Consider the following 24998-nt stretch of genomic DNA (forward strand, 5'->3'; position numbering starts at 1 on the left):
CTGGTGGCAGGCGATCGGCGACGCGGCGTCGGGCGAAAAGACCGCCCAGGAAGCGATGGATAGCCTCTGCGCCGAACAGGAAAAGGTCCTCGGCCGCCTCGAACGCGCCGGCATCCTCGGCGACATCGGACCCAAGCTCGCCGAAGAGCACGACCTCGAATACTGGAACAAGGACGCCGTCTCCAAGGGCAACCTCGCACCCCAGCTCAAGGTCGAAAACGAAAAGGAAAAGCCCATCACCGTCAACTACGACGAACTCGTCAAGTCCTGGAAGAAGTAAGCCACGCGACAACAACGACGACAACGATGAGCAACACAGGGCCGGCGCCAAAAGCGCCGGCCTTGGCCGTTTAGAGGGTGTGTTTTTCTTTCTGACGATATTCAGGAACTGCTGCGTCGCCGCTGCGTTTCCCATTGTCCGTGCGCGTGCGCGGGACGGATCGAGGGGCAAAGATGGACGAGATTACCAAACACCGGACGCTCAGGGCGCAACAGCCGCTTTGGGCGGAGACGCCGCGCATCACGCTGCGCAGCCGGGCCAAGCCCTCGGCTTCCACCTATCACACGATCGTCGTCGGTGCGGGGATCAGCGGTGCGCTGGTTGCGCAGGCGCTGGCGAGCCCGGAGCGGCCTGTGCTTGTGATCGATCGGCGCAAGCCGCTCGCCGGATCGACCATGGCGAGTACCGCGATGATCCAGCACGAGATCGACATTCCCCTGACGGAGCTTTCCGGGATGATCGGTGCCCAGAAGGCCGCGCGGGCGTGGCAGCGCTCGGCCGGGGCAGTGATGCGGCTCGAACGGCTGGTGCGCGACCTCGATATCGCCTGCAGCTTCGAGCGCCGCGACACCTTGCTGCTGGCGGGAACGGAGATGGATGGCGCGGCTCTTCGCAAGGAAGCCATGGCGCGGGAGAAGGCGGGGCTTGCGGCCGACCATCTCGATGCCGAGAGCCTTCAGGCGCGCTTCGGGCTTCAGCGCGACGGCGGTATCGTCAGCCATGTCTCGGCGGCTGCCAATCCCGCACAACTGGCGGCCGGCCTGTTGCGATCGGCGGCGCGACAAGGGGCGGAGATCGTTTCGGACGTCGAGATTACGGATGTGCGGTCGCTGGATGACCGGGTGGTTGTCGCGACATCGGCGGGCGTTCTTCTCGAGGCTTCGCATGTGGTGTTCTGCACGGGCTACGAATTCCTCAAGCCGCTGGAGAGCCGGCGGCATGCCATCGTCTCGACCTGGGCCTTTGCAAGCCGGCCGAAACTCTCCCTGCCGGAGTGGCTCAAGGACACGATCGTGTGGGAAGCCTCCGACCCCTATCTCTACTTCCGGACGGGACCGGAGGGACGGCTGATCATCGGGGGCGAGGATGAAGAGAGTGCGGACGCCTATCTCGACCAGACCCGCATGGCCAAGAAGGCTGTCCGAATCCGCGAGAAGTTCGCGGCGCTGACGGGCATCGACATGGGGCAGCCGGACCATGCCTGGTCGGCGGCTTTCGGCACGACCGATACGGGCCTGCCCTTCATCGATACGCTGTCGGGCACCACGAATGTGCATGCGGTGATGGGCTTCGGCGGCAACGGCATCACCTTCAGCCAGATCGCCTCGGAGATCATTGCGGCCCGCATCGACGGGCATGAAGACCCCGATGCGGACCTGTTTCGTTTTCCCGTCCGATGACCCCGGCGTTCAGCCGATCCGCGTGGCAGCCAGCCGATCCTCGTCGAGCACGATGCCGAGGCCGGGGGCTTCGCCAAGGTCGAGCCAGCCCTTCTCGTGCTTCAGCGGGCTTGCCATCGGATAGTCGCGGCGCGCCTCGCTCCACTCCGGATTGTCGTAGGGATATTCGAGGAAGGGCGCGTCGCCGATGCCGGCCGTCAGATGGGCGTTGGCGAGAACGCCGATGCCATTCGTCCAGGAATGCGGCGTGAAGAGGATACCCGCCTCGCGGGCCTGACAGACGAGGCGGCGGCAGCCGGTGATGCCGCCGACGAGTGCCACGTCGGGCTGGATGACATCGAAGGCGCGGCGTTCGATGATGTCGCGGAATTCGTAGAGTTCGCGGGTCATCTCGCCACCGGCGATGCGGATGCCGGTCGCATCTGCAAGGCGGCGCATGCCTTCGCGGTCGGAGCGGAAGAGCGGCTCCTCCATCCAGTAGACGCCGAGCGGCTCCAGCGCCCGGGCCACGGCGAGTGCATCCTTGTAGGTCCAGGGGTGGCTCGTATCCCAGGGCATGCGCCAGCCCTGATTGCAGTCCACCATCAGTTCGAGCCGATCGCCGACGCGGGCGCGGATCGCTTCCAGCGCCTTGACGTCGTCCTTCCAGCTGCCCCGGCCGCCGGCCGAGGAGGTGAAGCGCACCTTCATGGCCGGAAAGCCCTCGGCCACATAGCGCTCCGCCTGTTCGGCCATGGCGGCGGGTTCGCGCAGCACGCCGGAGGAGGCGTAGAGGCGCACCTTCGAGGCGCGGCCGCCCAGCATGCGCCAGACGGGTTCGCCGGTGACCTTTCCGGCGAGATCCCAGAGCGCGAGATCCATCGGCCAGCAGCGGCCATAGTGGAAGTTGATGTGGGAGAGCACTTCGTAGTGGCGTTCCAGATGGCGCGGATCCTCGCCGATGAAGAGATCTTCATGGCCTTCGAAACCCTTCATCAGGTCGCCGGAGCCGATGCCCACCCGCCCCTCGTCATCGGTGACGCGCACGATGGTGGCATCGAAATGCCGCCGCGCCCGTCCGTCCCAGCTCGCCTTGAAGGGCGGATCAAGGGGCAGGCGATGGTGGCTGATGGCGACCGAGACGATACGGCTCATGGACGGTCTCCTCAGAACTGCTGCCAGATGGTCTTGTAGTCGCAATATTTGTCGATGGCGTGGACAGAGCGATCGCGGCCGAAGCCGGACTGCTTGAAGCCGCCGAAGGGCGTCGAGAAATTCGACATGTCGTAGGTGTTGATCCAGACCGTGCCGGCGTGGATGGCCTCCGACATGCGGTGCGCGCGGCCCATGTCGCGGGTGAAGACGGCGCCGGCCAGGCCGTAGATCGTGTCGTTGGCCAGGGCGAGGGCTTCCTCTTCCGTGTCGAAGGGGATGGCGGCGAGCACGGGGCCGAAGATTTCCTGGCGGGCCAGCGACATATCGTTGGTGGTATCGACGAAGACGCCGGGCGAGACGTAGAAGCCGCCGGTTTCGCTCAGTACGCGCTCGGCACCGAAGGCGCGGCGGGCGCCTTCCTTCTCGCCGGCGGCGATCATGGACAGCACCTTCTCCATGTGGGCCTCCTCGATCAGCGCGCCGATCTGGGCGCCCGGCTCGAAGGGATGGGCGAGCGTGATGTCGCTTGCGGTGACGGCGCGGATCTTTTCGATCAGGGCATCCTGCACGGAGCGGTGCACGAGGAGGCGGGTCGAGGCGTGGCAGGTCTCGCCGGAGTTGTAGAAGCAGCCCCAGGCGGCGGCCGACGCTGCGGCATCGAGATCGGCATCCTCGAAGACGACCAGCGGCGACTTGCCGCCGAGCTCCAGTGCCACGCGCTTGATGTTGGACTGGGCGGCATAACCCATGATCAGCTTGCCGACCTCGGTCGAGCCGGTAAAGGCGATCATATCGACGTCCATGTGGAGCGCCAGCGGCTTGCCGGTCTCCTCGCCATAGCCGGTCACGACATTGAAGACGCCGGTCGGGATACCCGCTTCGACGGCGAGTTCGGCAAGGCGGATCGCGGTGAGGGAGGACTGTTCGGCGGGCTTCAGGACGACGGAGTTGCCGGCCGCGATCGCTGGCCCGAGCTTCCAGGCGTCGATGATCATCGGATAGTTCCAGGGCGTGATGGCGCCGATGACGCCGAGCGGCACCTTGCGGACCAGCGCGCGGGCGTTGGGGCCGGTCGGCGCGATCTCGTCATAGAGCTTGTCGATCATCTCCGCATAGAACTGGATGCCATCGGCGCAAAGCCGGACATCGACGGTGAGCGAGGCCATGACCGGCTTGCCGACGTCGAGGGTTTCGAGCAGGGCCAGTTCCTCGCCGTGGGCGCGGATCAGCTCTGCCCATTTCAGCATGATCTTCTTCTTTTCGAGCGGCTCCCGATGCCGCCAGATGCCGGATTCGAAAGCCTTCCGCGCGCTTTTCACGGCGCGGTCGATGTCGGCGGCGTTGCCACGCGCCAGGACGGCACCCGGCTTGCCATCCATGGGGCGGATGCGGGTGAAGGTTTCGCCGCTTGCGGCATCCTCAGCCTTGCCGTCGATGAAGAGGCGGCCGTTCGGGACAAGCGTCGACAGGCGGTCTTCCCAGTGGGCGCGGGTGTAGTGGGTCGTCATGGTCGGCAATCCCTTGCGTTGGAGCGGGGCGTTGGAACTGGGCGCTGGAGGCGATCAGGCCGCAGGGGCGAGGCTGATCATCCGCGCGGCGAAATGGTCGATGTCGGCGTCGGTGACGTCGCGGATGGTGGAGCGGCGCATGGGCTGGTTTTCAGGTGCGCGCATCTCGGTGGCAAGCCGTGCCGCATCGAAGGCGGCGAAAGCCGGTGGCAGGGCGCGAACGAGGCCGCTTGCGTCCATCAGGCGGGTGACGAAGGCCGGCAGTTCGGCTGCGCTCCCGAGGCCGAGTGCCCGGGCGACGGCGGCAAGATGCGGCGTGTCGGCCTCGACCAGCCAGCCGAGCGTCGCTTCGAAGGCAAGGGCGGTGGCAAGGCCGTGGTGAACGGGGGCGAGGCCTGCCAGCGCATGGCTGATATTGTGGGCGATCGCCGTACCGCAATTGTCGATGGCGATGCCGGCATAGCAGGAGCCGAGCAGCAGGCGGCCGCGCGCATCGAGATCGCCGGGATTGGCGATGGCGGCGGGTAGCGCATCGGCAATAAGGCGCATGGCCTCATGGGCGTAGAGGAAAACGCCCGGATGTGCATTGCGGTTCGTGGCCGCTTCGAAGGCATGCACGAAGGCATCGAGGCCGCACCAGGCGGTGAGATCGGCAGGCAGGCTGACGGTGAGTGCGGGATCGAGCAGCACGAGGTCGGCCTTGGTTTCGGCCCCCCAGATCCAGAGCTTCTTGCCTTCCGGGCCGGCGAAGATGTTGGTGGCCGAGGTTTCCGAGCCCGTGCCGGCGGTGGTCGGGATCATGATCTTCTTCAGCGGCCGCGAAGGAAGCGGATTGGCGGCCAGCGCGTAATGCATGGGGTCTTCGCCCGATGCCGCCGTGCAGGCGACGATCTTGGCGATATCGAGCGCCGAGCCGCCGCCGATGCCGATGACGAGGTCGCACGCCGCGGCCGCTGCGGCGGCGGCGCGCAGGTGGGCGATCTTCGGCTCGCCGGAAAAATCCGAGAAGAGGGCTGCCGTGATTCCCGCTTCCGCCAGCGCATCGGCGAGGCGTACGCCAAGGCCGGAGCCGGCGAGAAAGCCGTCCATGACAACAAGCGCCCGGGTTGCCCCGAGACTGCGCGCAGCCTCCGGAAGGCTATCGACAAGGCCTTCGCCGAAGCGGATTTCAGGGATGGCGGAAAGGGTGAAGGACACGACGCAGGCTCCCGGCATTCAAGGTGTGCTGTACCCTGCATCACAATCTGATATTTTCAAATCCATCGAGTTTTCGGGATTTTTGATGATCTGAGGTTATGAACGATGCTGGAGCGCATTCCTCTCGAAGCTTTCCGCGTGTTTGACGCGGCCTGTCGCCACATGAACTTCTCCCGCGCCGGCCGCGAGCTGGCGATCACCCAGGCCGCCGTCAGCCGTCGCATCAAGACGCTGGAGGATCATCTGGGGGCACCCCTCTTCACGCGGAGGGGAAAGAACCTCGAACTGACGGCGGCGGGCGAGAGGCTGTTTCGGCGTGTGCGGGCCTCGCTCGACTATCTCGAAGAGAGCCTGGAGCCGTTTCGCGCCACGGGCACGCAGACGGTGTCGATCGCCGCGAGCGGGGCCGTCTCGCATCTGTGGCTCGGCCGCAGGCTCAGGGATTTCGGCAAGGCGCATCCCGGCATTTCGCTTCGGCTTCTGACCTCCGATGCGCCCGCCGATCTCGCGGCCGAGAGCAATGATCTCGTCATCCTTTACGCTGCAGGCGAGCATCCGCGCTGGAACCTGACACCATTGATGCCGGAGGTGCTGGTTCCCGTGGCCGCGCCGGAATACATCGCGGCGAGGGGCATCAATGTCGATACCGTGGGTATCGACGAGATCGCAGGGCTCGATCTCATCGACTACGATCGATTCAACGCGCATTGGGTGTCGTTTCGCCAATGGTTCCAGCAGGTGGCGGATGATCGCCGCCGGCCGCGTTTCGCGCCGCGCTACACGTTCTCCACCTATGTGATGGCGATGGATGCCGCGCTCAAAGGGGACGGGGTCACGCTGGGAAGCCTTGGCCTGATCGAGGAGGATCTGGCGGAGGGGCGGCTGGTTCCCGTGGGGCCCAGACGCCTGACGACCGGCTACGGCTACTACCTCGGCACGCCACGCCACCGCACCCTCAGCAACGAGGCAACGAGCCTCTATCTCGCGCTGTCCGGCGACCGCATGCCGCAGACCTACGGTCCTCTTCCAGCCTGAAACAAGATTGCTGGCCTAAACAGGCCCATCGCTGCAATCCACCCCTGCTTTGGTCCGGCTTCGAATCGTGACATGGTGCGGGTCTCGGGGACCTTTGGGGAACATGGTGACCTTCACGACGGTGGGGCTTCTCGCCTACGGCATCATCGCGCTGTTGTTTCTGGAAAACACCTTCCAGGAAGGCCATGTACGCACGCGCACCTGGGACGTCGGTCGCGTGCTGGGACTTCTTCTGTGCCTCGTCTGGCCTTTGACCCTTGTCGGCGTCGTGCTTGTGGCCTTCTGGCAGAGACAACGGTTGCGCATTTCGAGATAGCACCGGCAGCCGGACATTTGATACTCAGGGCTGTGATCTCGGGGAAGCAAATGTCCAAATCGTGCCATGCAGGGCAGGCTGACAGAACGTATGCCGTCATCGGTGCCCGGGCGAACGGCGCCCACGCCTTGCGCTTGCCGCAAAAGCGCGCGACATCGCGCTGATGAGCCTGAAGTCGCCACAGTTCTTCTTCTTTGCCTTGCTGACGGTGATCAGCATAGCGATCGGGGCTACGTTTCTTCTCGCCAACGACATGCGCAACCTGCGGCAATTGCTGCTGCGTTTCGACCTCGAACTGCCGCGAACGGAGACGCCCGTGCCCGTCGTGAAGGAGCAGGCCGAGGCGCCCCGGGAGGTGGCAAACCGGCCCGACGGTATCAAGGTGCCGGAAAGGCTGTTTGCCGACTTCGGCGTTCCAGAGCAGACATTTGCGCGAACGATCCTCACCCGTCCCGAAGCGATCTGCGACCGCCTGCGCGATGCAGGCTTTTCGGGCATGGAGCGACGGCAGGCGCTGAGCCGCGAGGGGTGGGAGTGCTCCGTGCTGAAGACCGTGGGCGGCGGCGATGCGGCCGAGGGCACGGCTTCCTCCATTTTCGTTTTCATCCGGGTGGACGGGCGAGAGGACCGGGTCGAATCCTTCCGCGTCAAGATCAACATCGAGCGACCTGACGAGCGCAACGAAACGCTCGCCCTTGCCGTGCGCGCCGCCGATGTCTTCCTCCGCTTCGTGCGCTGGGATGCCAGTGGCGAAATCACCCAGCGCATCGCCGCACTCGATACGTTCGACGTGACCCGCTTTGGCAGCCGCATTCGCCTCATGCGGGAGATGGGGGACGTGCCGCGCTACAACTTCTTCGCGGCCGAACTGCCGAAGCCAAAACCCAAACGTCCATTCGATGCCTTCTTCGATCGCGATCGCTGGTTGCCGGTATCGGACGACGCGATCCGGCTGCCGGCGGGCTTCAGTGCGGGCGTGCCGACCAGCATGCCGCTGCCGCGCGCCGCCCTGCCCGGCCAGCCCTGATGGGCAATCCGCTGTATTGCCCCAAAAATGGCACGATCAAACTTGATGCCGATTAACTATGCAGGTCTGATATGCGTCGATGACACTTGTCAAAGATTGGTATCTTTAATAAAGCATTAAACAGAGTTTGTGAGGGGAAGACCGCTACGTTGTGGCTCAAGAATTCCCTTCGATTACCTTAATTCTTGTGAATGATTTTTAGGGCTTCGGCCTAGAGACAAAAAAGCGATTTCGGAATTCATTTCTGCGGCGCTGACGCCGCTCTTCAAGATGTTAAAGCAGCCCGCGTAGGGAGTTTCTGTCACATGAGCGATAATTTGGTGCTTCAGAACACGGCAGTGCTCTCCGCTGACGGCGCTAAGATGAACACAGCTGTTCAGTCCGGTGCGCTGCGTCTTCCCGACCTGGATGCCCGTCCGCCGGTTCGCAGCTTCCGGATCATGCCCGTCGCGGCGCCGCAAAAGCCTTTGCAACTGGCCTTGAAGCGGATGATCGACATTTGCGGCGCGTTCTTCGGTCTGCTGGTGCTGTCGCCGATCCTTCTCACCATCTGCGCACTCATCAAGCTTGAGAGCCGTGGCCCGATCTTCTTCCGCCAGCTGCGCACAGGCCGCAACGAGGCGCCGTTCGAGATCTTCAAGTTCCGGTCGATGTATACCGATCTGTGCGACAACAGTGGCGTTCGCCAGACCGTCAGCAACGATCCCCGCATTACCCGTGTCGGTCGCGTTCTGCGCAAGACCAATCTCGACGAGCTGCCGCAGCTGTGGAACGTGCTCATCGGCGATATGTCGCTCGTCGGCCCTCGTCCGCATGTTCCGGACATGCTGGCTGCCGGCGTGAACTATGCCGAGCTGGTCGAGGGCTACGAGTACCGTCACCTGATGCGTCCGGGCCTGACTGGCCTCGCTCAGGCGCGCGGCCTGCGCGGCCCGACCGATCATCGCCTGACGGCCGTGCGCCGTGTGTTCTGCGACGTCGAATATGTCCGCAACTTCTCGGTCCTGCTCGACATCAAGATCATGTTCCGCACGCTGATCAACGAGCTGCGTGGCGGTACGGGCTTCTGACACTGTCAGATCTGTTAGATGCTTTCGAACGGCCGGGCTTGTCCCGGCCGTTTTGCATTCGAGGTGATCGTGCTGCAGCAGGGCGCGCGGGGAGGTTCGCGTTCCCATTGGCCTTGTCGGCCTTGCCAAAGGGGGCGGGCTTTGCGAGCGCTGCCCGGTCGCCTGAGGCTGACCGCAATGAGCTCGCTGGTTACCGGTCGATGCGGGTCGAGAGGATGATGGAGGACTGGGTTTTCTCGACGCCGTCAAGGGCGCCGATCGTGTCGATGATGCCGTCGAGCTCCTGCACGGACGGCGCCTCGACAATGGCGATCAGGTCGTAATGGCCGCTGACGGAATGCAGCGTGCGCACCTCATGAAAGGCCGAGAGGGCCTTGACGGCAAGGCTGAGTGCCCGCGGCGCGATGGTGATAAGCACATGGGCGCGGACCATGCCGGCGCTATAGGCGTCGGAAAGGCGTACGCCGTAGCCGGTGATGATGCCTTCGCGCTCCAGTCGCTCCAGCCGCGTCTGAACCGTCGTACGCGACAGGCCGAGCCGGCGGGCAAGCGTGGCCGTCGGCATGCGCGCATTGTCCTGCAGCAAGGCCAGAAGCTCGCGGTCTTTATCCGTCACGGGCATTTTGTCCAAATCCTACGGCGAAAGTTCAAAAGGGCATATCCATAATGAACATTCCGGCGCTGTGAATCAACGGCGGGCGTCGCCATCATGCGCCTCCAACCATGGGGGATCGCATATGAAGACCATCGTCGTCATCGGGGCCGGGAAGATCGGCTATACCATCGCACGCATTCTGGCCGGTTCGGGAGATTACCGTGTCGTGGTTCTGGATCGCAGCGCTGACCAGATCGCCGCCTTCGCCGCCCATCCCGCCATCGAGGCACGCGTGGTCGATATCGCCGATGCCGGCAAGCTGGTGGCAGCACTCTCGGGGGCCTTTGCGGTGCTGAGCGCCGCGCCCTTCCATCTGACGGTGGCGATTGCCGAGGCGGCTGCGCGCGCCGGTGTTCACTATCTCGACCTCACCGAAGATGTCGCTGCCACGCGGCGCATTCGCGAGATCGCCGAGGGCGCCAAGACCAGCTTCATTCCGCAGTGCGGGCTTGCGCCAGGCTTCATCTCGATCGTCGCGCATGATCTCGCCAGGCGTTTCGACCGGGTGGACAGTCTGCGCCTGCGCGTCGGTGCCCTGCCGCAATATCCGTCCAATGCGCTCAACTACAATCTGACCTGGAGCACGGATGGCGTCATCAACGAGTATATCGAGCCCTGCGAGGCGATCGTCGATGGCCATCTGACCGAGGTGGCAGCGCTCGAAGGGCGCGAGGAATTCGCCCTCGACGGTGTCACCTACGAGGCGTTCAACACGTCCGGCGGTCTCGGCACGCTGTGCGAAACGCTGGCCGGCAAGGTGCGCACGCTCAATTATCGCACGATCCGCTACCCCGGCCACGCGGCCATCATGCATGCGCTGCTGCATGATCTCGGGCTCAAGAACCGTCGTGAGGTTCTGAAGGACATTCTCGAGAATGCGCTGCCGGCAACCATCCAGGATGTGGTGATTATCTTCGTGACGGCGTCGGGCTTCCGCGACGGCCGCCTGATGCAGGAGACCTACGCGCACAAGATCTATGGTGATGTGCTCGGCGGCGAGATGACCAGCGCCATCCAGATCACCACCGCCTCCAGCATTGCAGCGGTGCTGGACATGCTGGCCAAGGGCGAGATCAGCCATACCGGCTTCGTGCGCCAAGAGGAAATCAGCCTCGACCATTTCCTCGCCAACCGCTTCGGCCGCTGCTATGCGCGCCCGGCGGATAGGCTGCGGCTTGCCGGCTGAGCATCTCCAGTCATCGAAAGCAGAAAGGCCCCGGCGGTTGCGCCGGGGCCTTTCTGTTTGGAATGGATGGAAGGATCAGGCGGCGAGATCGTCGATCTCGCGTTCCTTGAACATGCGCGACAGGTTCAGGAAGCAGATCATGCCGTGCTCGTTGGCGATGATGCCTTCGGCGAAGCTCTTGTCGAAGGAGGCCGTGACTTCCGGTACCGGCTGCACTTCAGAGGCGCGGACAGTCAGGATGTCGGAGACGCGATCGACCACGAGGCCGATGACCATGTTGTGCACTTCGGCGACGACGATGGCGCTGCGCTCGTTGGCGACCGTGCTCGTCATGCCGAGTTTGTGGGCGAGATCGATGATCGGGATGACCGTGCCGCGCAGATTCATCACGCCGATCACTTCCGGCGGAGAATGGGGGATCGGCGTCGAGGGTGCCCAGCCGCGGATTTCGCGGATGGTGGTCGTCTTCACGCAGAATTCCTGATCGTGCAGGCGGAAGGCGATGATTTCCAGCGTCTCCCGATCGAAACCAGCGGTCTTGTTCGTCGTCATCTGTTCCCTTCCCGTGTCTCTGCCGTGGGTTTTGCGCTCACTGGCTGGCCCACCGACGGTCATGTGATGAAGAGGATGACTCCATTTCGTTAATTTCCTTCAAACGCCGCCCTCCATAAGCTTGGCATCATGAAAGAAAAACGCTGGTCACGTGGAGGTTGGATGTCTCTCAGGCGCCGCGGGTCGGGCGATCGAGAATGCGGCGACCGAAAAGGCTTGCCGTCAGCTCCACCATGATGCGTGCGCTCTTGCCGCGATCATCAAGAAAAGGGTTCAGTTCCACCACATCCACCGAGGAAACGAGACCGCTGTCGCAGAGCATCTCCATGGCCAGATGCGCCTCGCGGAAGGTCGCGCCGCCGGGAACGGTGGTGCCGACGCCGGGGGCGACATCCGGGTCGAGGAAGTCGACGTCGAGGCTGACATGCAGGAGACCGCCGGCAGCCTGCACTTCTTCGATGATGCCGCGCATGATGAATGCCATGCCGTTCTCATCGATGGCGCGCATGTCGAAGACGCGCACGCCGTGTTCGGCGATCAGCTTGCGCTCGACCGCATCGACGGAGCGGATACCGATCTGGAAGACGCGGGTCGGGTCGACCAGAGGACGATCGGCCGGGAGAACCGGGCCGAGGTCCGCCTTGCCGCAGTAAAAGGCGACAGGCATGCCGTGCACATTGCCGGAGGGTGAGGTTTCCGGCGTGTTGAAATCGGCATGGGCATCGAGCCAGAGTACGAAAAGCGGCTTGCCGACGGCGGCCGCATAGCGGGCCATGCCGCTGACACTGCCCATGGCAAGGCTATGGTCGCCGCCCAGCAGGATCGGAATGCTGCCGGAGGAGGCTGCTACATAGGTTGCCGTCTCCAGCGCGCGGGTGAAGCCGGCGATGACGTCAAGGCGCTTGGCCGTGTCCGTGGCCGCGATATCGGTCGCAGCCTCGCGCGGCAGGTCGCCGGCGTCATGGACGCTGAAGCCCAGCTCTTCCAGCACCACATCCATGCCGGCAATGCGCAGGGCGGCCGGGCCCATCGCGCAGCCACGCCGACCGGAGCCTTCCTCTATCGGAACGCCAATCAGGGTAATGTCTGCCACGCTTGCCTCCATGAAATGCGGTGTTGCGCCCATTATCGCGAGGCGATCCGCTTGAAAAAAGATGAAACTCTGCCGATTCCGGCAGAAAATCAGGCAAGTGTGACAGTCGTTTTGCGCAGATTGTAGAACGGGCCTGATCTGGCCTCCGTCAATATTCCTTTTCGTAGAAGATACCGGCCGCACCAGAACCATCACTGCCGGCTTCGCCTCGCAGCTTCACGCCGCGGCCGACATCGAGGTTGATGGTGGCCTTGCTGGATTTGGCGCCGGAGCCTTGTTGCAGCTCGATGTAGGTGCGGTCGTTGAGGTACTTTCCGGCGCGCACGGAGGCGCCGCCGCTCTCATCCGTGGTGACGTCGAGATCATCGACGCCAAGCTTGTTGCGCAAGCCGTCGAGAAGGGAGGTCGATCCGCCGCCGGCAAGCTGGCTGACGGCTGCGGCGAGCTGGGCGATCTGCAGGGCGGAGAGGTTCGAAAGCGAGCGGTTGAAAATCAACTGTGCCAGCACCTCGTCCTGGGGCAGGGCCGGGGAGGAGGCAAAGGTGACCGTCGGATTGTTGGCCATGCCGGCGACATTGACGGTGACGGTCGTGGCGCCGGCCGTCGAGGTCGCCTTGAGGTCGATGGTCGGCACCAGGTCGCCGCCGAAGCCGATGCGGCCCTCGCTGAAGGTCAGGCGTTTGCCGAGGATTTCCAGGCGCCCACGGCGCAGGTCGAAGCCGCCGGACACATTGGGCGCCAGCGCCGTGCCGCGAATGGTCAAGGATCCGCCAAGCTCCGCATCGATGCCGCGACCGCGCACGAAGAACTGGCCGGGTGCGTTGACGGTGAGATCGAAGGCAATCGTACCCGTGCTACCGGCGCCGGCGCCGTCGCGATCCCTGTTGAGATCGTTCGCCATCTGGCGCACCTCTGCGGGCGCGTTCTTGTGCTTGATGTCGATCTGGGACAGGGAGGCAGGCAGCTTTTCGGGAACGCTGATCGCGGCCTTGCGGATGGTCACCGCGCCGCCGAGCGTCGGGGTTGCTGTCAGTGGGCCTTTCAGCGTCATGTCGCCGTCGAGCGTCGCGTTGAAGAGCGTGCCATCGACATATTTGGCATTCTGCAGGCGAATGGCGATATCGGCCGGCAGACCGGAGCCGCCGGCAATGCCGATCGTGCCGGTCACCGTCACGCTGCCGCCACTGCCCAGCGACCCCGTCAGGCGCTCGATGCGTGCCTGCGTTCCGTCCAGCGCCACGCGGCCGGCGATGTCGTTGAGGGCGAGGTTGCGGCGCACATCCACGAGCCTTGCGCCCGAGGTTTCGATCGACCCGGTGATCTGAGGCGATGCCGTGGTGCCGGCGATGCGGATGTCGGCACGGCCGGAGCCGGAAATGTCGAAGCCGCGGGCAGCCAGCATGTCGTTCAGAAGGGAAAAGGGAATATCGCCCTGGAAGGAGAGGGCGAGCGGCCTGTTGCCGGTGGTGGTGACGCTGCCGCCGCCGTTCAGCGTCAGGCCATTGCCGGAGATGGCCGTTTTCAGGTCCACCTTCCCGCCGGCAAAGGTGCCGTCCGCCTTGATGCCGAGCGCGCCGAGGCCGGCGTCGCGCGTGGCCGCCACCCGGGCGCCGTCCCAGGTCAGGCCATAGCCGACACGCGGATCGGCCGGGCTTCCCTTAACGGTAACGGTGCCGCTGATCGTGCCTTCGGCGCCCAGGCCTGCCGCGAAGACATCGGCAAGGTTGGCGGGTACCGAGCGGAGGGCCAGCGCCAGATCCAGCGATGTGCCGGCGCGGCCATTGACGGTGACGGTGCCGCCCGAGGCGGAAATTGTCGCGTCATCGAAGATCGCGGTGCCGTTGACGATCCGGATGGTCGTCGGCGCTGCGAGCTTGAGCGGGATGCGACGCGGGCTGGCCGTCAGGCTGTCGAGGGCGATGGACAGACCATCGGCGCCGGGGACGATGCGGGCCTTCGTCGCCAGCGGTGCACCGTCATAGGTTCCGGTCAGATCCAGGCCGGTGCCGCCGTCTTGCTGCGTGAAGGCGAGCTTGAGGTTGGCAAGACGGTTTTCGCCCTGCGTCAGCCGTTCGGCCGTAACGGTGCCGGAGGCCTGGAGCGCTGCGAGATCGGTTGCCGTCACATTGATCTGCGGTCGCTCGATGACGAGATCATCGCGTGCGATGCGCGTGCCGGCCGCCTTCAGGTCAAGCCCGATACGGCCACCACTGCTCGCGATCCGTGCGGAGCCAGCGAGATCGCCGCTGGCCTTCTGGCCGGCGAGGGCGGCGATAAGGCCGATGTCCGGCAGGTTGAAGGTCACGTCGCCGCTTGGCAGGAAGTCGGGCGTGAAGGTGAAGCTGCCGGTCGCCTTGTTGTCGCCGATGGTGAGGTCCAGCTTCGGGATGCGCGGCGTGCCATTGTCGGAGACGAGGGTTGCGGCGATATCGATCGCCTGCCCATCGATGGCGCCGGTCATGGTCACGTCGGCAGCCGGATTGCTGGTGCTGAGCGTGGTCTTTGCCTTGGCGTTGAAGTCGCTCAGCGTGCGGCCGGCGAGGGTGACGCCGCTGGCCGTCACATTGGCGTCCACGGTGAGGCCGCTGACGGGGCCGGACGCGGAGGCCGTGAAATTGGCCGCACCAGTCGCGTCGGCGATAAAGGCCTTCAACTCCTTCACGGTGCCGGAGATCGTGGCATCAAGCGCGTTGTCCACCAGGCTCGCGCTGCCGCTTGCCTCGATCGGGCCGGAGGCGAGCGCGATATCCTTCAGGTCGATCCGGCCATCGCTGGTGCTGACGCCGGCGGCCAGCGCGATGGTCGTATCGAATTTCGACGCCAGTGCCGGCGGCAGCACGGAGGGAACGGCGAAAAGGCTGACGGTGGAGGTGACGTTGCCTGTGGCGCGATCGAGCGCGCCATTGATCGTGCCGCCGATGGAAGCGCTTTCGATGGTGAGCGGTTCGGCCGTGATCGTGTCCGCGGTGATCGCAAGTTTCGCCGTTGCCTTCAGGGGCGCCTGCACCAGCCGCGCGACGTTCGGATCGGCAAAGGCGGCGCCGCCAATCTGCAGCGTCAGCTGTGCCGGGCCCGACTGGCTGGCGAGGTTGAAGCCGTCACTGAAGGCCTGCAGCTTGACCTCGGCGAGGTTGGCCTGCGGGTGGTTGAGGGCGGCGAGATCGGCGGCGATATCGAGGATCGCGGCGTCGGCATCGCCGGTGAGCGAGAGGTTGGCGGAACGGGCCAACAGCCGCAGTTCGCCGGAAGAAAGCGGCAGGCGCAGATCGACGGGCGCGCCCTTGCCGGCGAGCGAAAGGCGCAGGTCGTTGCTGCCGCTGGTTGACGCGCTGCCACCGGCGGTCAGCGTCAGCGCGTCGTTGTCTATGGTGCCGGTGGTGATATCGATGCTGCCGGCGGGATCGATGGTCGCGGCCAGGTCGATGGCCGTCTGGCCGGCAAAGAGCGGCCGCAGGCTCGGTGGCATCAGGCGGTCGAGCGCGCCATTGCCCTTCAGCGTCACAGCGTGGCGACTTGTGTCGGTCAGCTTGTGGGTGGCGTCGAGGCCGACGATGTCGGTTCCGTCGAGCGCACCGGTGATGCGACCGGCCCAGTTGGACAGCGGCCCATCGCCGGTCACGGAAAGGCGAACGGCGGGGCCGCCGGGAAGATCGAGCAGGCCGGCGAGAACGCCGTCCTTCGGTTCATCGACGGAGGCCTCGATCTTCAGCGCGTTGGCGTCGGGATCATAGACGAAATCGGCGGCCGCGCGGGCTTCGGGGCGCGCTTTTTCGGCAAGGTCCAGCTTGGCGGCAATGCGGGCCTGCGTGGCTTCCAGTCGTCCGGCCAGCGACAGCACCTGCTCGCGCCGTGCCACGGCTTCGCCGATGGTCAGCGTGCCGACGGAGAGATCATCGATCGCGATCTCGACAGGCAAGCCGGTGGAGCTGCCGTCATCCTGCGTGTCGGCTGCCGGTTGCGGCAGGCGGCTCAGGGTAACGCTTTCTGCGGCGACGCGATCGGCATCAAAGCGCATGCCGATAAGGGCGGAGGGCGACCAGTCGATGGCGAGATTGCGGATGTCGGCATAGACGCCGTTGCGGTCCGCAAGCGTCACGGCGCCGATCGTGGTCTTGCCAGTCAGGAGCGCCGAGGGGTTCTCGATGGTCAGCGTCATATCTTCGCTGGAAACCAGAGACTGGACGTAGCCGGCCACAAGACGGGCGCCGGGTGCGGTAAAACCGATGAAGCCGAGAAGGGGAACAAGCAGGACCAGAAGTCCGATCAGCACATAGGTCGCGTAGCGCAGGCCGCGCGCGATCCATCCCCAAACTCGCCCGCCCGTCGTTGCCGCCATTCCCGCTTCCTGTCTTTTCGCTGCCGAATCAATCGGCGCCCAGCTTGCCGTTCAAGGCGGTTTTTCCATGAAACGGCCAGTGGCTCCACCCCTGTCCCGGTCGAGCTTCGCGTTCGTCCGACAGGACGAAACGCGTTGGCGCGTGTTTCTGTTCCTGCTTTAGGAAGGAAGGACCGGTGCAGGTCAGAAGGACTGGCCGATGCCGGCATAGATGCCGTAACTGGTGCCGCCCGGATAGGGATTGAGCGGCACGGCCACGTCGAGGCGGATGGGGCCGAATGGCGTGTTGTAGCGAAGGCCGATGCCTGCACCGGCACGAATATCGGAGAAGTCCGGCGTCGAACCCGCCCCGACTGCGCCGAAGTCCGCGAAGGGGACCACGCCGATCGTGTCGGTTACCGCGATACGGCCCTCGACCGTGCCGCTGACATAGGATCGCCCACCGGTGATCGCCCCATCGGCGCGGCGTGGGCTGATTTCCTGGTAGGCGTAGCCGCGTACGGAGCCGCCGCCACCAAGATAGAAGCGCCGGTCGGCCGGGATATCTGCCAGGCCGGAGCCGCCGATAATCGTGCCGGCAGCGACCTTTCCGGCCAGAACGAACCTGTTTTCGGCATCGAGGCTGTAATAGCCGGCGGCGCTCGTCTCGAAAGAGGAGAAGATGGTGCCGGCCTCGATCTCGTAGCTCGGGCGCGCGCCGACCGACAGGCGGTAGCCATCCGTGGCGTTCAGCTTGTCGGTGCGCGTGTCGCGCACATATTCGAGCGGCACGCTGGCCGTCAGGTAGTTGCGGTTGCCGAAGGCGTCGGTGATCTTGGCATAGGTGAGATCGACACCGCCGGAGGCCGTGTCGCGGGGGCTGAGCTCGAAGGTGGCACCTGCCGCGCCGCTGACGATCGCCGCCTTGTAGGCGTCGGGATCAAGCAGCGAAGCCTTGACGCTTGCGGTAAAGGTGGATGCCGGGCCAAAAGCGCCGGGTTTCGAGAACAGGATCGCGGTGGAATAATCGAGCTTGTCGAGTTCCTGCGTCTCGCCGATGCGGTTGACCGAACCTTCGATGCGCAGCGATTCGGCCCGGCCGAACAGGTTGCGGTGGCCCCAGTAGCCCTGCAGGCCGAGACCGTCGGTGGTCGATACCTGCGCGCCGACACCGAAATAGCGCATCTTGCCTTCCGAGACCTGGATCGTCATCGGGATCGTGCCGTCGGGCGACAGCTTCGTCGCTTCCTTGATCGTGACGCTCGAGAAGACTCCGAGCTGGCGCAGGCGCTCGGAGGCGCGGCGGATGTCTTCCGGCGAATAGGGTTTGCCGGCATTGAGGCGCGAATAGTCGGCGACAAAGCCGGGATCGACGGTCTTCGTGCCATCGACGCTGACGGCACCGACATCGGCCACCGGGCCGCCCTTTGCGACGATCGTGACATCGACCGTGTTGGTATCGTGGTTGGCGACCACGCTCCGCTCGGTGATCTCGGCGAGCGGGCGACCCTCTTCCTTGAGGTCGGCCAGCAGGCGTTCGGCAGCCTTGAGGATGACGGCCGATCCGGCCTCTCCGCCCTGCGGCAGGCCATAGGTGGCGGGATCGCGGTTGGCGATATCGCCCTCGAAGCGCACCGTTCCCAGACGAAAGGCGGGACCCGCCGTCACGCGAATGGCAACCGGCACGGCCACGCCATCCGCAAAGACCGGATCGGGCGCGAGGCTGTCGAGGTTGGTTCCGGCGATGGTGATCTCGACGGTCCCGCCATAGCGGGCATTTTCGTAGAGCGCGGCGAGGATACGATCGCGGTCGTCGCGTGCAGTGACGGCAAGGCCAAGGTCCCCCGAAACAGGCTCGTCCTTGCCCTGATACAGGCGGGCGGCGTTTTCGATGGCGCTCTTGAGGTCCGCATCGCCGCCGTCAACGGTCAGCGACAGGGTGAAGCGGACGGGGTCGATCACCTCCGCCGGCTTGTCATCATCGCCGAAAATGCTCATGCCGAAGAGCTTGAAGGCATGGGCTTGCCCGGCGGGCAGCAGGAGGCTTCCGGTAAATGCCACCGTCCCCAGCAGGAATGCCGCCCGATACGCGAGACGTGATGTCGGCAGTAAGTGTCTCATACCAATCCCGGTCGACCGGACTTCACGCACAACGTTCCGGTCTTATCCTCGCGCCGAGTTTCGCACGCCTGAACTTGCATTTCGTTAACGATAGTCGGCTGCACCCTAACGTGGAACGGCCAAATGCAGAAGCGGAATGTTTCCGGCGGCTGACACAGGCGCGGCCAGCCCTTGAAACGAAACCGGCCGAACCATCACGGTCCGGCCGGTATCTAAGGGCGATCGTCTGTCGGTCAAGCGGTGGTCAGCCGCCCGATCCTCAGTAGCCGCGCGGGCAATCGTCGATGTAGCGGCGGCCGTAACGGTCGCGGTAGTAGCACTGGCCCGGCTGCTGGCTGACGTTGCCGATGACGGCACCCGATACGCCACCGATGGCGGCACCAACGGCTGCGCCGCGGACGTTGCCGGTGACGGCGCCGCCGATGATGGCGCCCGAAACGGCGCCGATCGACGCGCCACGCTCGGTCTGCGAGCAGCTTGCGGCCGCCAGTGCGACCAGAATCAGGGCAATTGTCTTTTTCATAGCGGTTCTCCTTGGTCGGACGCTGGCTTGGGCGCGCCCGAACTTCCCCGAAAGAAAGGCGCTTTAGCCCCTTCTCCTTCACGCATGCAGAATATGCGGTGGCACCACATTGTCCATGGCGCCACCGGGCATTTCCGGATGTGTACTTAATTGGATGATTGCTGAACGCAGGATGAAGGCACAGCCATCGGGACGAAGTCCCCGCAAATGTGCGCTTCCGGCCACTCGGGATGGCCCTGTCCGGCGGCGCGCCCACCATTGGCTTGCGCGAGAGACTTGACCCAAATCAAGGTAGCAGGCAGGGATATTCGTTAACGGGAGTCTGGAACTATTCAAAACTATAGGCCAATTGCCGCAGCGTGGCCGGGCACGAGCTTTCGCCATTGACGTCTCAGGATGTTGGGGGAAAAAGGAACGGCCAATTCTGGAGATGACGATGGATTTCGAGAGCTTCTTCCAACGCGAGCTGGACAGCCTTCACACCGAAGGCCGCTACCGCGTGTTTGCCGATCTTGAGCGCAAGGCCGGCGCCTTTCCTCGTGCCATTCGTCATACGGAAAACGGTCCGCAGGAAGTCACCGTCTGGTGTTCGAACGACTATCTCGGCATGGGCCAGCATCCGAAGGTGACGGCTGCCATGAAGGAAGCGATCGACGCCTGCGGCGCGGGTGCGGGCGGCACGCGCAACATCTCCGGCACCAACCACTATCACGTGCTTCTGGAGCAGGAACTGGCCGATCTGCACGGCAAGGAAGCCGCGCTTCTGTTCAATTCCGGCTACATGTCCAACTGGACGACGCTATCCACGCTCTGTTCGCGGATTCCCGGCGCCATCGTGTTCTCCGATGCCGGGAATCATGCTTCGATGATCGAGGGCATCCGTCACGCCAAGTGCGAGCGCGTTATCTTCAAGCACAACGATCTGGACGATCTGCGCCGGCACCTGGAAGCCGCCGATCCCAAGGCGCCGAAGATCATCGCCTTCGAGTCGGTCTATTCGATGGATGGCGATATCGCCCCGATCAAGGACATCTGCGACATCGCAGACGAATTCGGCGCGCTGACCTATCTCGACGAAGTGCATGCTGTCGGCCTCTACGGCCCGCGCGGTGGCGGCATTGCCGAGCGCGAGGGACAGATGCACCGCCTGTCGGTCATCGAAGGCACGCTTGGCAAGGCCTTCGGCGTCATGGGCGGCTACATCACCGGCTCGGCCGCGCTGGTCGATTACATCCGCTCCTTTGCCTCGGGTTTCATCTTCACGACGTCCCTGCCGCCGGCGCTGGCTGCCGGTGCGCTGGCCTCGATCCGCCACCTGAAGATCAGCCCCTTCGAGCGCGCCCGGCATCAGGACCGCGTGCGCAAGCTGCGCGCGTCGCTTGATGCAGCCGGCATCCCGCACCTGTCCAACCCCAGCCACATCGTTCCGGTGATGGTGAAGGACGCTGCCAAGTGCAAGTGGATCTCGGACCTGCTGCTCGACAATTACGGCATCTACGTCCAGCCGATCAATTATCCGACCGTTCCGAAGAAGACCGAGCGTCTGCGCATTACGCCCGCTCCCTACCACACGGACGGCGACATCGAGCATCTGGTCGGCGCGCTGCATCAGCTCTGGTCGCGCTGCGCGCTGGCCCGCTCCGTCGCCTGACGATCGGGGTCGTCGCGCCAGTCGGCGGACGCCGGTCTTACGACATGCGGCCGCCTCGCTCGCTACAGGTGAGCGGTGTCGTGGCGGTGGCGACCAAGTGCGCTGTCATTCTCGGCCTTGAGCCGAGGATCCATACCATGCGCATAGCGGTTGCCGTATGGATGGTCGGGTTAAGCCCGACCATGACGCCCAAGAGAGATGCCCTGCTTAACAAGGCTGAGCTTTTCAATCCGTTGCGCCGCGCCTCACACCGAGCGCATCAGGCCGCCATCCACCTTCAGGTTCTGCCCCGTAATGTAGCCGGCGCCTTCGGATGCGAGGAAGGCGACGGTGGCGGCGATTTCCTCGCTCGTGCCGTAGCGGGCCATGGGCACGCTCTGGCGGCGCTCCTCGGTCGCCGGCAGGCTGTCGATCCAGCCGGGCAGCACGTTGTTCATGCGGACATTGTCGGCCGCATAGGTGTCGGCGAAGAGCTTGGTATAGGCCGCAAGACCGGCGCGGAACACGGCCGATGTCGGGAACATCGGGCTCGGCTCGAAGGTCCAGGCGGTGGAGATGTTGACGATGGCGCCGGACTTCTGGGCAACCATGATCGGCGCCACAAGGCGTACCGCCCGCACGACGTTCATGAGATAGACATCCATGCCGGTGTGCCACTGCTCGTCGGTGATCTCCAGAAGCTGGGCGCGCGGGCCGTGGCCGGCGCTGTTGACGAGAACGTCGATGCGGCCGAAACGGGCCATGGTCTCGTGCACGAGGCGCTTCAGATCGTCGTTCGACTGGTTGGATCCGGTGATGCCCAAGCCGCCGAGTTCTGTCGCCAATGCCTCGCCCTTGCCGGAGGAGGAGAGGATGGAAACGGCATAGCCATCGGCTGCGAGGCGCCGGGCCGAGGCCGCGCCCATGCCGCTGCCGCCGGCGGTGATGATGGCAACCTTCTTGTCCTGCATGCTGCTGTCTCCTTGTTGTCTCTTTGTGGAAACCGTCAGCCGATGCGCTGGCGCGCGAGACGGCGCGCTTCCTCGTCGGCGGCGAAGACGTCCTGGGTGACGCGCGCGGCCGGCCAGCCGGTCATGTCTTCCATGACGGCTTCGGCAATGTCGGCCATCTCCAGAAAGCCGATGCGGCCGGCGACGAAGGCTTCGAAGGCGGTTTCCTCCGCTGCATTCATCACCGCACCCTGCACGCCGCCGCGCGCGAGCGCCGTGCGGGCAAGCCTGAGAGCCGGAAAGCGTGTCTCGTCGGGGGCCTCAAAGTCGAGACGGGCGATGCGGGCGAAATCCAGCCGCTCGACATCGAGCTTCGGACGGGCCGGATAGGTCAGCGCGTAGCCGATGGCGGTGCGCATGTCCGGCGCGCCGAGCTGGGCCAGCACCGAGCCATCCGTATAGCCGACCATGGAATGGACGATCGACTGGGGATGCACCAGCACCTCGATCTGCTCCGGCGTGACGTTGAAGAGATGCTTCGCCTCGATCATTTCCAGCGCCTTGTTGAACATGGAGGCGCTGCCGATGGAGATCTTGAGGCCCATCGACCAGTTGGGATGGGCACGCGCGATATCGGCCGTGACACCGGCCATCTGCTCGCGCGTCCAGGTGCGGAAGGGGCCGCCGGAGGCGGTGAGGATGATACGTTCCAGCGCGTGGCGCTGGTCGTCTTCCAGCGCCTGGAAGATGGCGCTGTGCTCGCTGTCGACGGGCAGCAGGCGTCCGCCGCCTGCCGCGACGGCATCCACGAAGAGGTCACCGGCCGAGACAAGACATTCCTTGTTGGCGAGCGCGATATCTGCACCGCGCCGCGCGGCAGCAAGGGTGGGCGCAAGGCCGGCGGTGCCGACGATGGCGGCCATCACCCAGCCGGCATCGCGCTCGGCCGCCTCGGCAAGGCCGCTGCGGCCAGCGGCCACTTCGATGCCCGTGCCGGCGAGCGCATCCTTGAGGTCCTGATAGCGCGCCTCGTCCGCCGTCACGGCGAGGTCTGCCCGGAAGGTCTTCGCCTGGCGCGCCAGAAGATCGATGTTGCCGTTGCCGGTCAGTGCCACAATGTCAAAGGCATCCGGGCCGCCGAGCTGGCTCAGCACATCCAGCGTGTTCACGCCGATGGACCCCGTGGCGCCGAGGACGGTGATCTTGCGGGGAGACATCGTGGCGAAGGCCTCGGCTGGAAACTGCAGGAAGGTGTTCGTCTCTATCATCGGGCAAAGGCGGGCGGCAAGCGTGGCATTGACGCAAGCCGGCCTGGCTGGCCAAATCGCATCCGCCGGACGTATGGGGGAACCGCTTTCGCCTCTCCGCGTTCTGAGCCGTCTGAACCTCATACGAACCCGGAGAGTGTGACCCATGCGACCCCAGAAGCTCGATCCCCAGTCCCTCGCTACCGCTCTCGAGGCACGAACTGGCTGGACGCTCTCCGAAGACAGCAGCGCCATTCGCCGCAGCTTCAAGTTCAAGACCTTCAGCGAGGCTTTCGGCTTCATGACCGAATGCGCGCTTGCGGCCGAAAAGCTCGACCATCACCCGGAATGGTTCAACGTCTACAATCGCGTCGAGGTGACACTGACCACCCATGACGCCGGCGGCGTGACGGAGCTCGATTTCAAGCTCGCTGAACGAATGGACAAGGCGTCTGCCACGCGCGGCTCCCTTTAACAGCCCAGATCCCTTTCCCATATCCTTTGCGATGAACAAGGAAACACCTGCCATGGACGACGTGAAAATCGGCGAAATCCTGCTGCCGGGCGACGAGACCGAGCAGGAACGGCGCGGCAGGCGCGTGAAGCGGCGGTTCTGGCCGACGCTGAAGCGCGCCGTGCGCATCATTCCCTTCAGCCGCGATGTCGTGGCCGCCTATTACTGCGCCTTCGACCCGGAGACACCGCTGCGCACGCGCGGCATCCTGCTCGGTGCGCTTGCTTACTTTGTGCTTCCCTTCGACTTCCTGCCGGATGTGCTGGCAGTCGTCGGCTTCTCCGACGATATCGCCGTGCTGACGGCGGCCTTTGCGGCGGTCAGCGGCCAGATCAAGGAACGCCACTACGAAAAGGCGGATGCCGCCCTGCGCGATGAAGGTATCGCCGACAGCCGGTAGGTTCATCCAGCCGCTCAGGCTTCGGTAATGCCCCTGCTGTCCAGCACCTTGCGCAGCTTGCCGAAGGCGAGCCGGATGCGGGACTTGACGGTTCCGAGCGGCAGCCCGGTTTCCTCGGCGATCTCGGAGTGGGATTGCCCGACGAAGAAGGCGCGGCGCACGAGATCGATCTGCTCCTCCGGCAGCGTCTCGATCGCCTCGCGCACAAGCCTCTCCTTGTCTTCCATATCCAGCATCTCGTCCGCCGCCATCGGCGCGGAGGGGATGAGCAGCGGATCGCGGTGATCGAGGTCCGGGTCGCGCCGCCGCCGCGCAGCGTCGATTCGCCGGTTTCGGGCGATTCGGAACAGCCAGGTGGACAGCGAGGATTTGGTGGGGTCGTAGAGATCGGCCTTCTGCCACAGCACGATCATGACTTCCTGGGCCAGTTCCTCGGCCTCGCCGCCGGGCATGCCCTGGCGCATCAGGAAGGATTTGATACGCGGCGCGAAGAAGTCGAAGAGTTCGACGAAGGCATTCCGGTCGCGTCGCGTGGCGACCGCCACCGCGAGGTCGGCAAAATGCCGGCGCGCATCCATTTCCATGCCGTCCCGTTTCCTCTTCGCCTCCGACGTTTGACGCAAACGTGATCGCGTCACCGTAAGAGTGTCATTTCACTTCTGCCGACTCGTACAACGCTTTCGGCAAAGGTCAAACTCTTGCCAGATTCATTCGCGCATAAAAGTTTGAAAGGACGACGATGTTTGTCGTCTTTCAACCCGCTGGGGCGGGGTGGGGCGAGGTCTTGCCGATATCAGGGATCGCATGGGGTGTTTTGCCCCTGCGGCGTCTTGCCTTCGTGTTGC

General features: G+C 64.6%; 21 protein-coding genes and 1 pseudogene. 10 read left to right on the forward strand and 12 right to left on the reverse strand.

Annotated elements, in window-relative coordinates:
- Nucleotides 1-280 (forward strand): annotated as a pseudogene (locus tag ACED18_RS14675) (carbohydrate ABC transporter substrate-binding protein); the annotation flags it as partial.
- Between the two features lie 173 nt (nucleotides 281-453).
- Nucleotides 454-1680 (forward strand): NAD(P)/FAD-dependent oxidoreductase, encoded by a 1227-nt coding sequence (locus ACED18_RS14680; protein WP_377293507.1) that lies wholly within the window; start codon nucleotides 454-456, stop codon nucleotides 1678-1680.
- Nucleotides 1681-1689: 9 nt separating this feature from the next.
- Here ACED18_RS14680 and ACED18_RS14685 read toward each other — a convergent pair whose 3' ends face one another.
- Genes ACED18_RS14685 through ACED18_RS14695 form a run of 3 tightly spaced genes read right to left on the reverse strand, consistent with a single transcriptional unit; the run spans nucleotide 1690 to nucleotide 5519 of the window.
- Complete coding sequence (locus ACED18_RS14685) at nucleotides 1690-2814, reverse strand: mandelate racemase/muconate lactonizing enzyme family protein (RefSeq protein WP_377293509.1); 1125 nt, start codon at nucleotides 2812-2814, stop codon at nucleotides 1690-1692.
- 11 nt (nucleotides 2815-2825) lie between these two features.
- Complete coding sequence (locus tag ACED18_RS14690) at nucleotides 2826-4322, reverse strand: aldehyde dehydrogenase (protein ID WP_377293511.1); 1497 nt, start codon at nucleotides 4320-4322, stop codon at nucleotides 2826-2828.
- 54 nt (nucleotides 4323-4376) lie between these two features.
- Entirely contained in the window at nucleotides 4377-5519 is a 1143-nt protein-coding gene (locus ACED18_RS14695) for an iron-containing alcohol dehydrogenase (protein WP_377293513.1), read from the reverse strand.
- 105 nt (nucleotides 5520-5624) lie between these two features.
- Here ACED18_RS14695 and ACED18_RS14700 point away from each other — a divergent pair, with 105 nt between their 5' ends.
- The 4 genes from ACED18_RS14700 to ACED18_RS14715 all read left to right on the forward strand — a co-directional run bounded on the left by ACED18_RS14700 (nucleotide 5625) and on the right by ACED18_RS14715 (nucleotide 8967).
- Nucleotides 5625-6554, forward strand: coding sequence for a LysR substrate-binding domain-containing protein (locus ACED18_RS14700; protein WP_377293515.1), 930 nt, complete (start codon nucleotides 5625-5627; stop codon nucleotides 6552-6554).
- A 103-nt stretch (nucleotides 6555-6657) separates the two neighbouring features.
- The gene (locus ACED18_RS14705; RefSeq protein ID WP_377293517.1) at nucleotides 6658-6870 is read left to right on the forward strand and encodes a hypothetical protein; all 213 of its coding nucleotides are present in this window, start codon (nucleotides 6658-6660) and stop codon (nucleotides 6868-6870) included.
- A 163-nt stretch (nucleotides 6871-7033) separates the two neighbouring features.
- A complete protein-coding gene (locus tag ACED18_RS14710; RefSeq protein WP_377293519.1) occupies nucleotides 7034-7897 on the forward strand; it encodes a DUF6030 family protein in 864 nt (287 codons plus the stop codon).
- Between the two features lie 440 nt (nucleotides 7898-8337).
- Nucleotides 8338-8967 (forward strand): sugar transferase, encoded by a 630-nt coding sequence (locus ACED18_RS14715; RefSeq protein ID WP_377293836.1) that lies wholly within the window; start codon nucleotides 8338-8340, stop codon nucleotides 8965-8967.
- A 190-nt stretch (nucleotides 8968-9157) separates the two neighbouring features.
- Here the strand turns inward: ACED18_RS14715 and ACED18_RS14720 are convergent, their stop codons facing one another.
- Nucleotides 9158-9589: an Lrp/AsnC family transcriptional regulator gene (locus tag ACED18_RS14720; protein WP_377293521.1), complete on the reverse strand. Its 432-nt coding sequence runs from the start codon at nucleotides 9587-9589 to the stop codon at nucleotides 9158-9160.
- A gap of 115 nt (nucleotides 9590-9704) precedes the next feature.
- Here ACED18_RS14720 and ACED18_RS14725 point away from each other — a divergent pair, with 115 nt between their 5' ends.
- Entirely contained in the window at nucleotides 9705-10808 is a 1104-nt protein-coding gene (locus ACED18_RS14725; RefSeq protein WP_377293523.1) for a saccharopine dehydrogenase C-terminal domain-containing protein, read from the forward strand.
- Nucleotides 10809-10883: 75 nt separating this feature from the next.
- Here the strand turns inward: ACED18_RS14725 and ACED18_RS14730 are convergent, their stop codons facing one another.
- The 5 genes from ACED18_RS14730 to ACED18_RS14750 form a co-directional block, all read right to left on the reverse strand.
- On the reverse strand, nucleotides 10884-11360 hold the full coding sequence (locus tag ACED18_RS14730; protein WP_149740361.1) for a chemotaxis protein CheW: 477 nt from the start codon (nucleotides 11358-11360) through the stop codon (nucleotides 10884-10886).
- 169 nt (nucleotides 11361-11529) lie between these two features.
- Entirely contained in the window at nucleotides 11530-12453 is a 924-nt protein-coding gene (gene rocF, locus ACED18_RS14735; RefSeq protein WP_377293526.1) for an arginase, read from the reverse strand.
- A gap of 148 nt (nucleotides 12454-12601) precedes the next feature.
- On the reverse strand, nucleotides 12602-16789 hold the full coding sequence (locus ACED18_RS14740) for a translocation/assembly module TamB domain-containing protein (protein ID WP_377293528.1): 4188 nt from the start codon (nucleotides 16787-16789) through the stop codon (nucleotides 12602-12604).
- A 183-nt stretch (nucleotides 16790-16972) separates the two neighbouring features.
- Nucleotides 16973-18889 (reverse strand): autotransporter assembly complex family protein, encoded by a 1917-nt coding sequence (locus ACED18_RS14745; RefSeq protein ID WP_377293530.1) that lies wholly within the window; start codon nucleotides 18887-18889, stop codon nucleotides 16973-16975.
- Nucleotides 18890-19148: 259 nt separating this feature from the next.
- Nucleotides 19149-19412, reverse strand: coding sequence for a YMGG-like glycine zipper-containing protein (locus ACED18_RS14750; protein WP_149740365.1), 264 nt, complete (start codon nucleotides 19410-19412; stop codon nucleotides 19149-19151).
- 436 nt (nucleotides 19413-19848) lie between these two features.
- Between ACED18_RS14750 and hemA the strand changes: the two genes are divergently transcribed.
- Nucleotides 19849-21063, forward strand: a complete 1215-nt coding sequence (hemA, locus tag ACED18_RS14755; RefSeq protein WP_377293533.1) for a 5-aminolevulinate synthase — start codon at nucleotides 19849-19851, stop codon at nucleotides 21061-21063.
- Between the two features lie 245 nt (nucleotides 21064-21308).
- Here the strand turns inward: hemA and ACED18_RS14760 are convergent, their stop codons facing one another.
- Both ACED18_RS14760 and dxr read right to left on the reverse strand, forming a co-directional pair.
- On the reverse strand, nucleotides 21309-22013 hold the full coding sequence (locus ACED18_RS14760) for an SDR family oxidoreductase (protein ID WP_377293535.1): 705 nt from the start codon (nucleotides 22011-22013) through the stop codon (nucleotides 21309-21311).
- A 35-nt stretch (nucleotides 22014-22048) separates the two neighbouring features.
- Nucleotides 22049-23209, reverse strand: a complete 1161-nt coding sequence (dxr, locus tag ACED18_RS14765) for a 1-deoxy-D-xylulose-5-phosphate reductoisomerase (protein WP_377293838.1) — start codon at nucleotides 23207-23209, stop codon at nucleotides 22049-22051.
- A 196-nt stretch (nucleotides 23210-23405) separates the two neighbouring features.
- On the opposite strand from dxr, the gene ACED18_RS14770 reads away from it, so the two are divergent.
- Nucleotides 23406-23714: a 4a-hydroxytetrahydrobiopterin dehydratase gene (locus tag ACED18_RS14770; RefSeq protein WP_377293537.1), complete on the forward strand. Its 309-nt coding sequence runs from the start codon at nucleotides 23406-23408 to the stop codon at nucleotides 23712-23714.
- A 52-nt stretch (nucleotides 23715-23766) separates the two neighbouring features.
- Entirely contained in the window at nucleotides 23767-24153 is a 387-nt protein-coding gene (locus ACED18_RS14775; protein ID WP_377293539.1) for a YkvA family protein, read from the forward strand.
- Nucleotides 24154-24167: 14 nt separating this feature from the next.
- Here the strand turns inward: ACED18_RS14775 and ACED18_RS14780 are convergent, their stop codons facing one another.
- A complete protein-coding gene (locus tag ACED18_RS14780; protein WP_377293541.1) occupies nucleotides 24168-24737 on the reverse strand; it encodes a sigma-70 family RNA polymerase sigma factor in 570 nt (189 codons plus the stop codon).
- Nucleotides 24738-24998 lie beyond the last annotated feature (261 nt).

It is taken from the genome of Rhizobium sp. SG2393 (assembly GCF_042610495.1).
GTDB lineage: Bacteria > Pseudomonadota > Alphaproteobacteria > Rhizobiales > Rhizobiaceae > RU20A.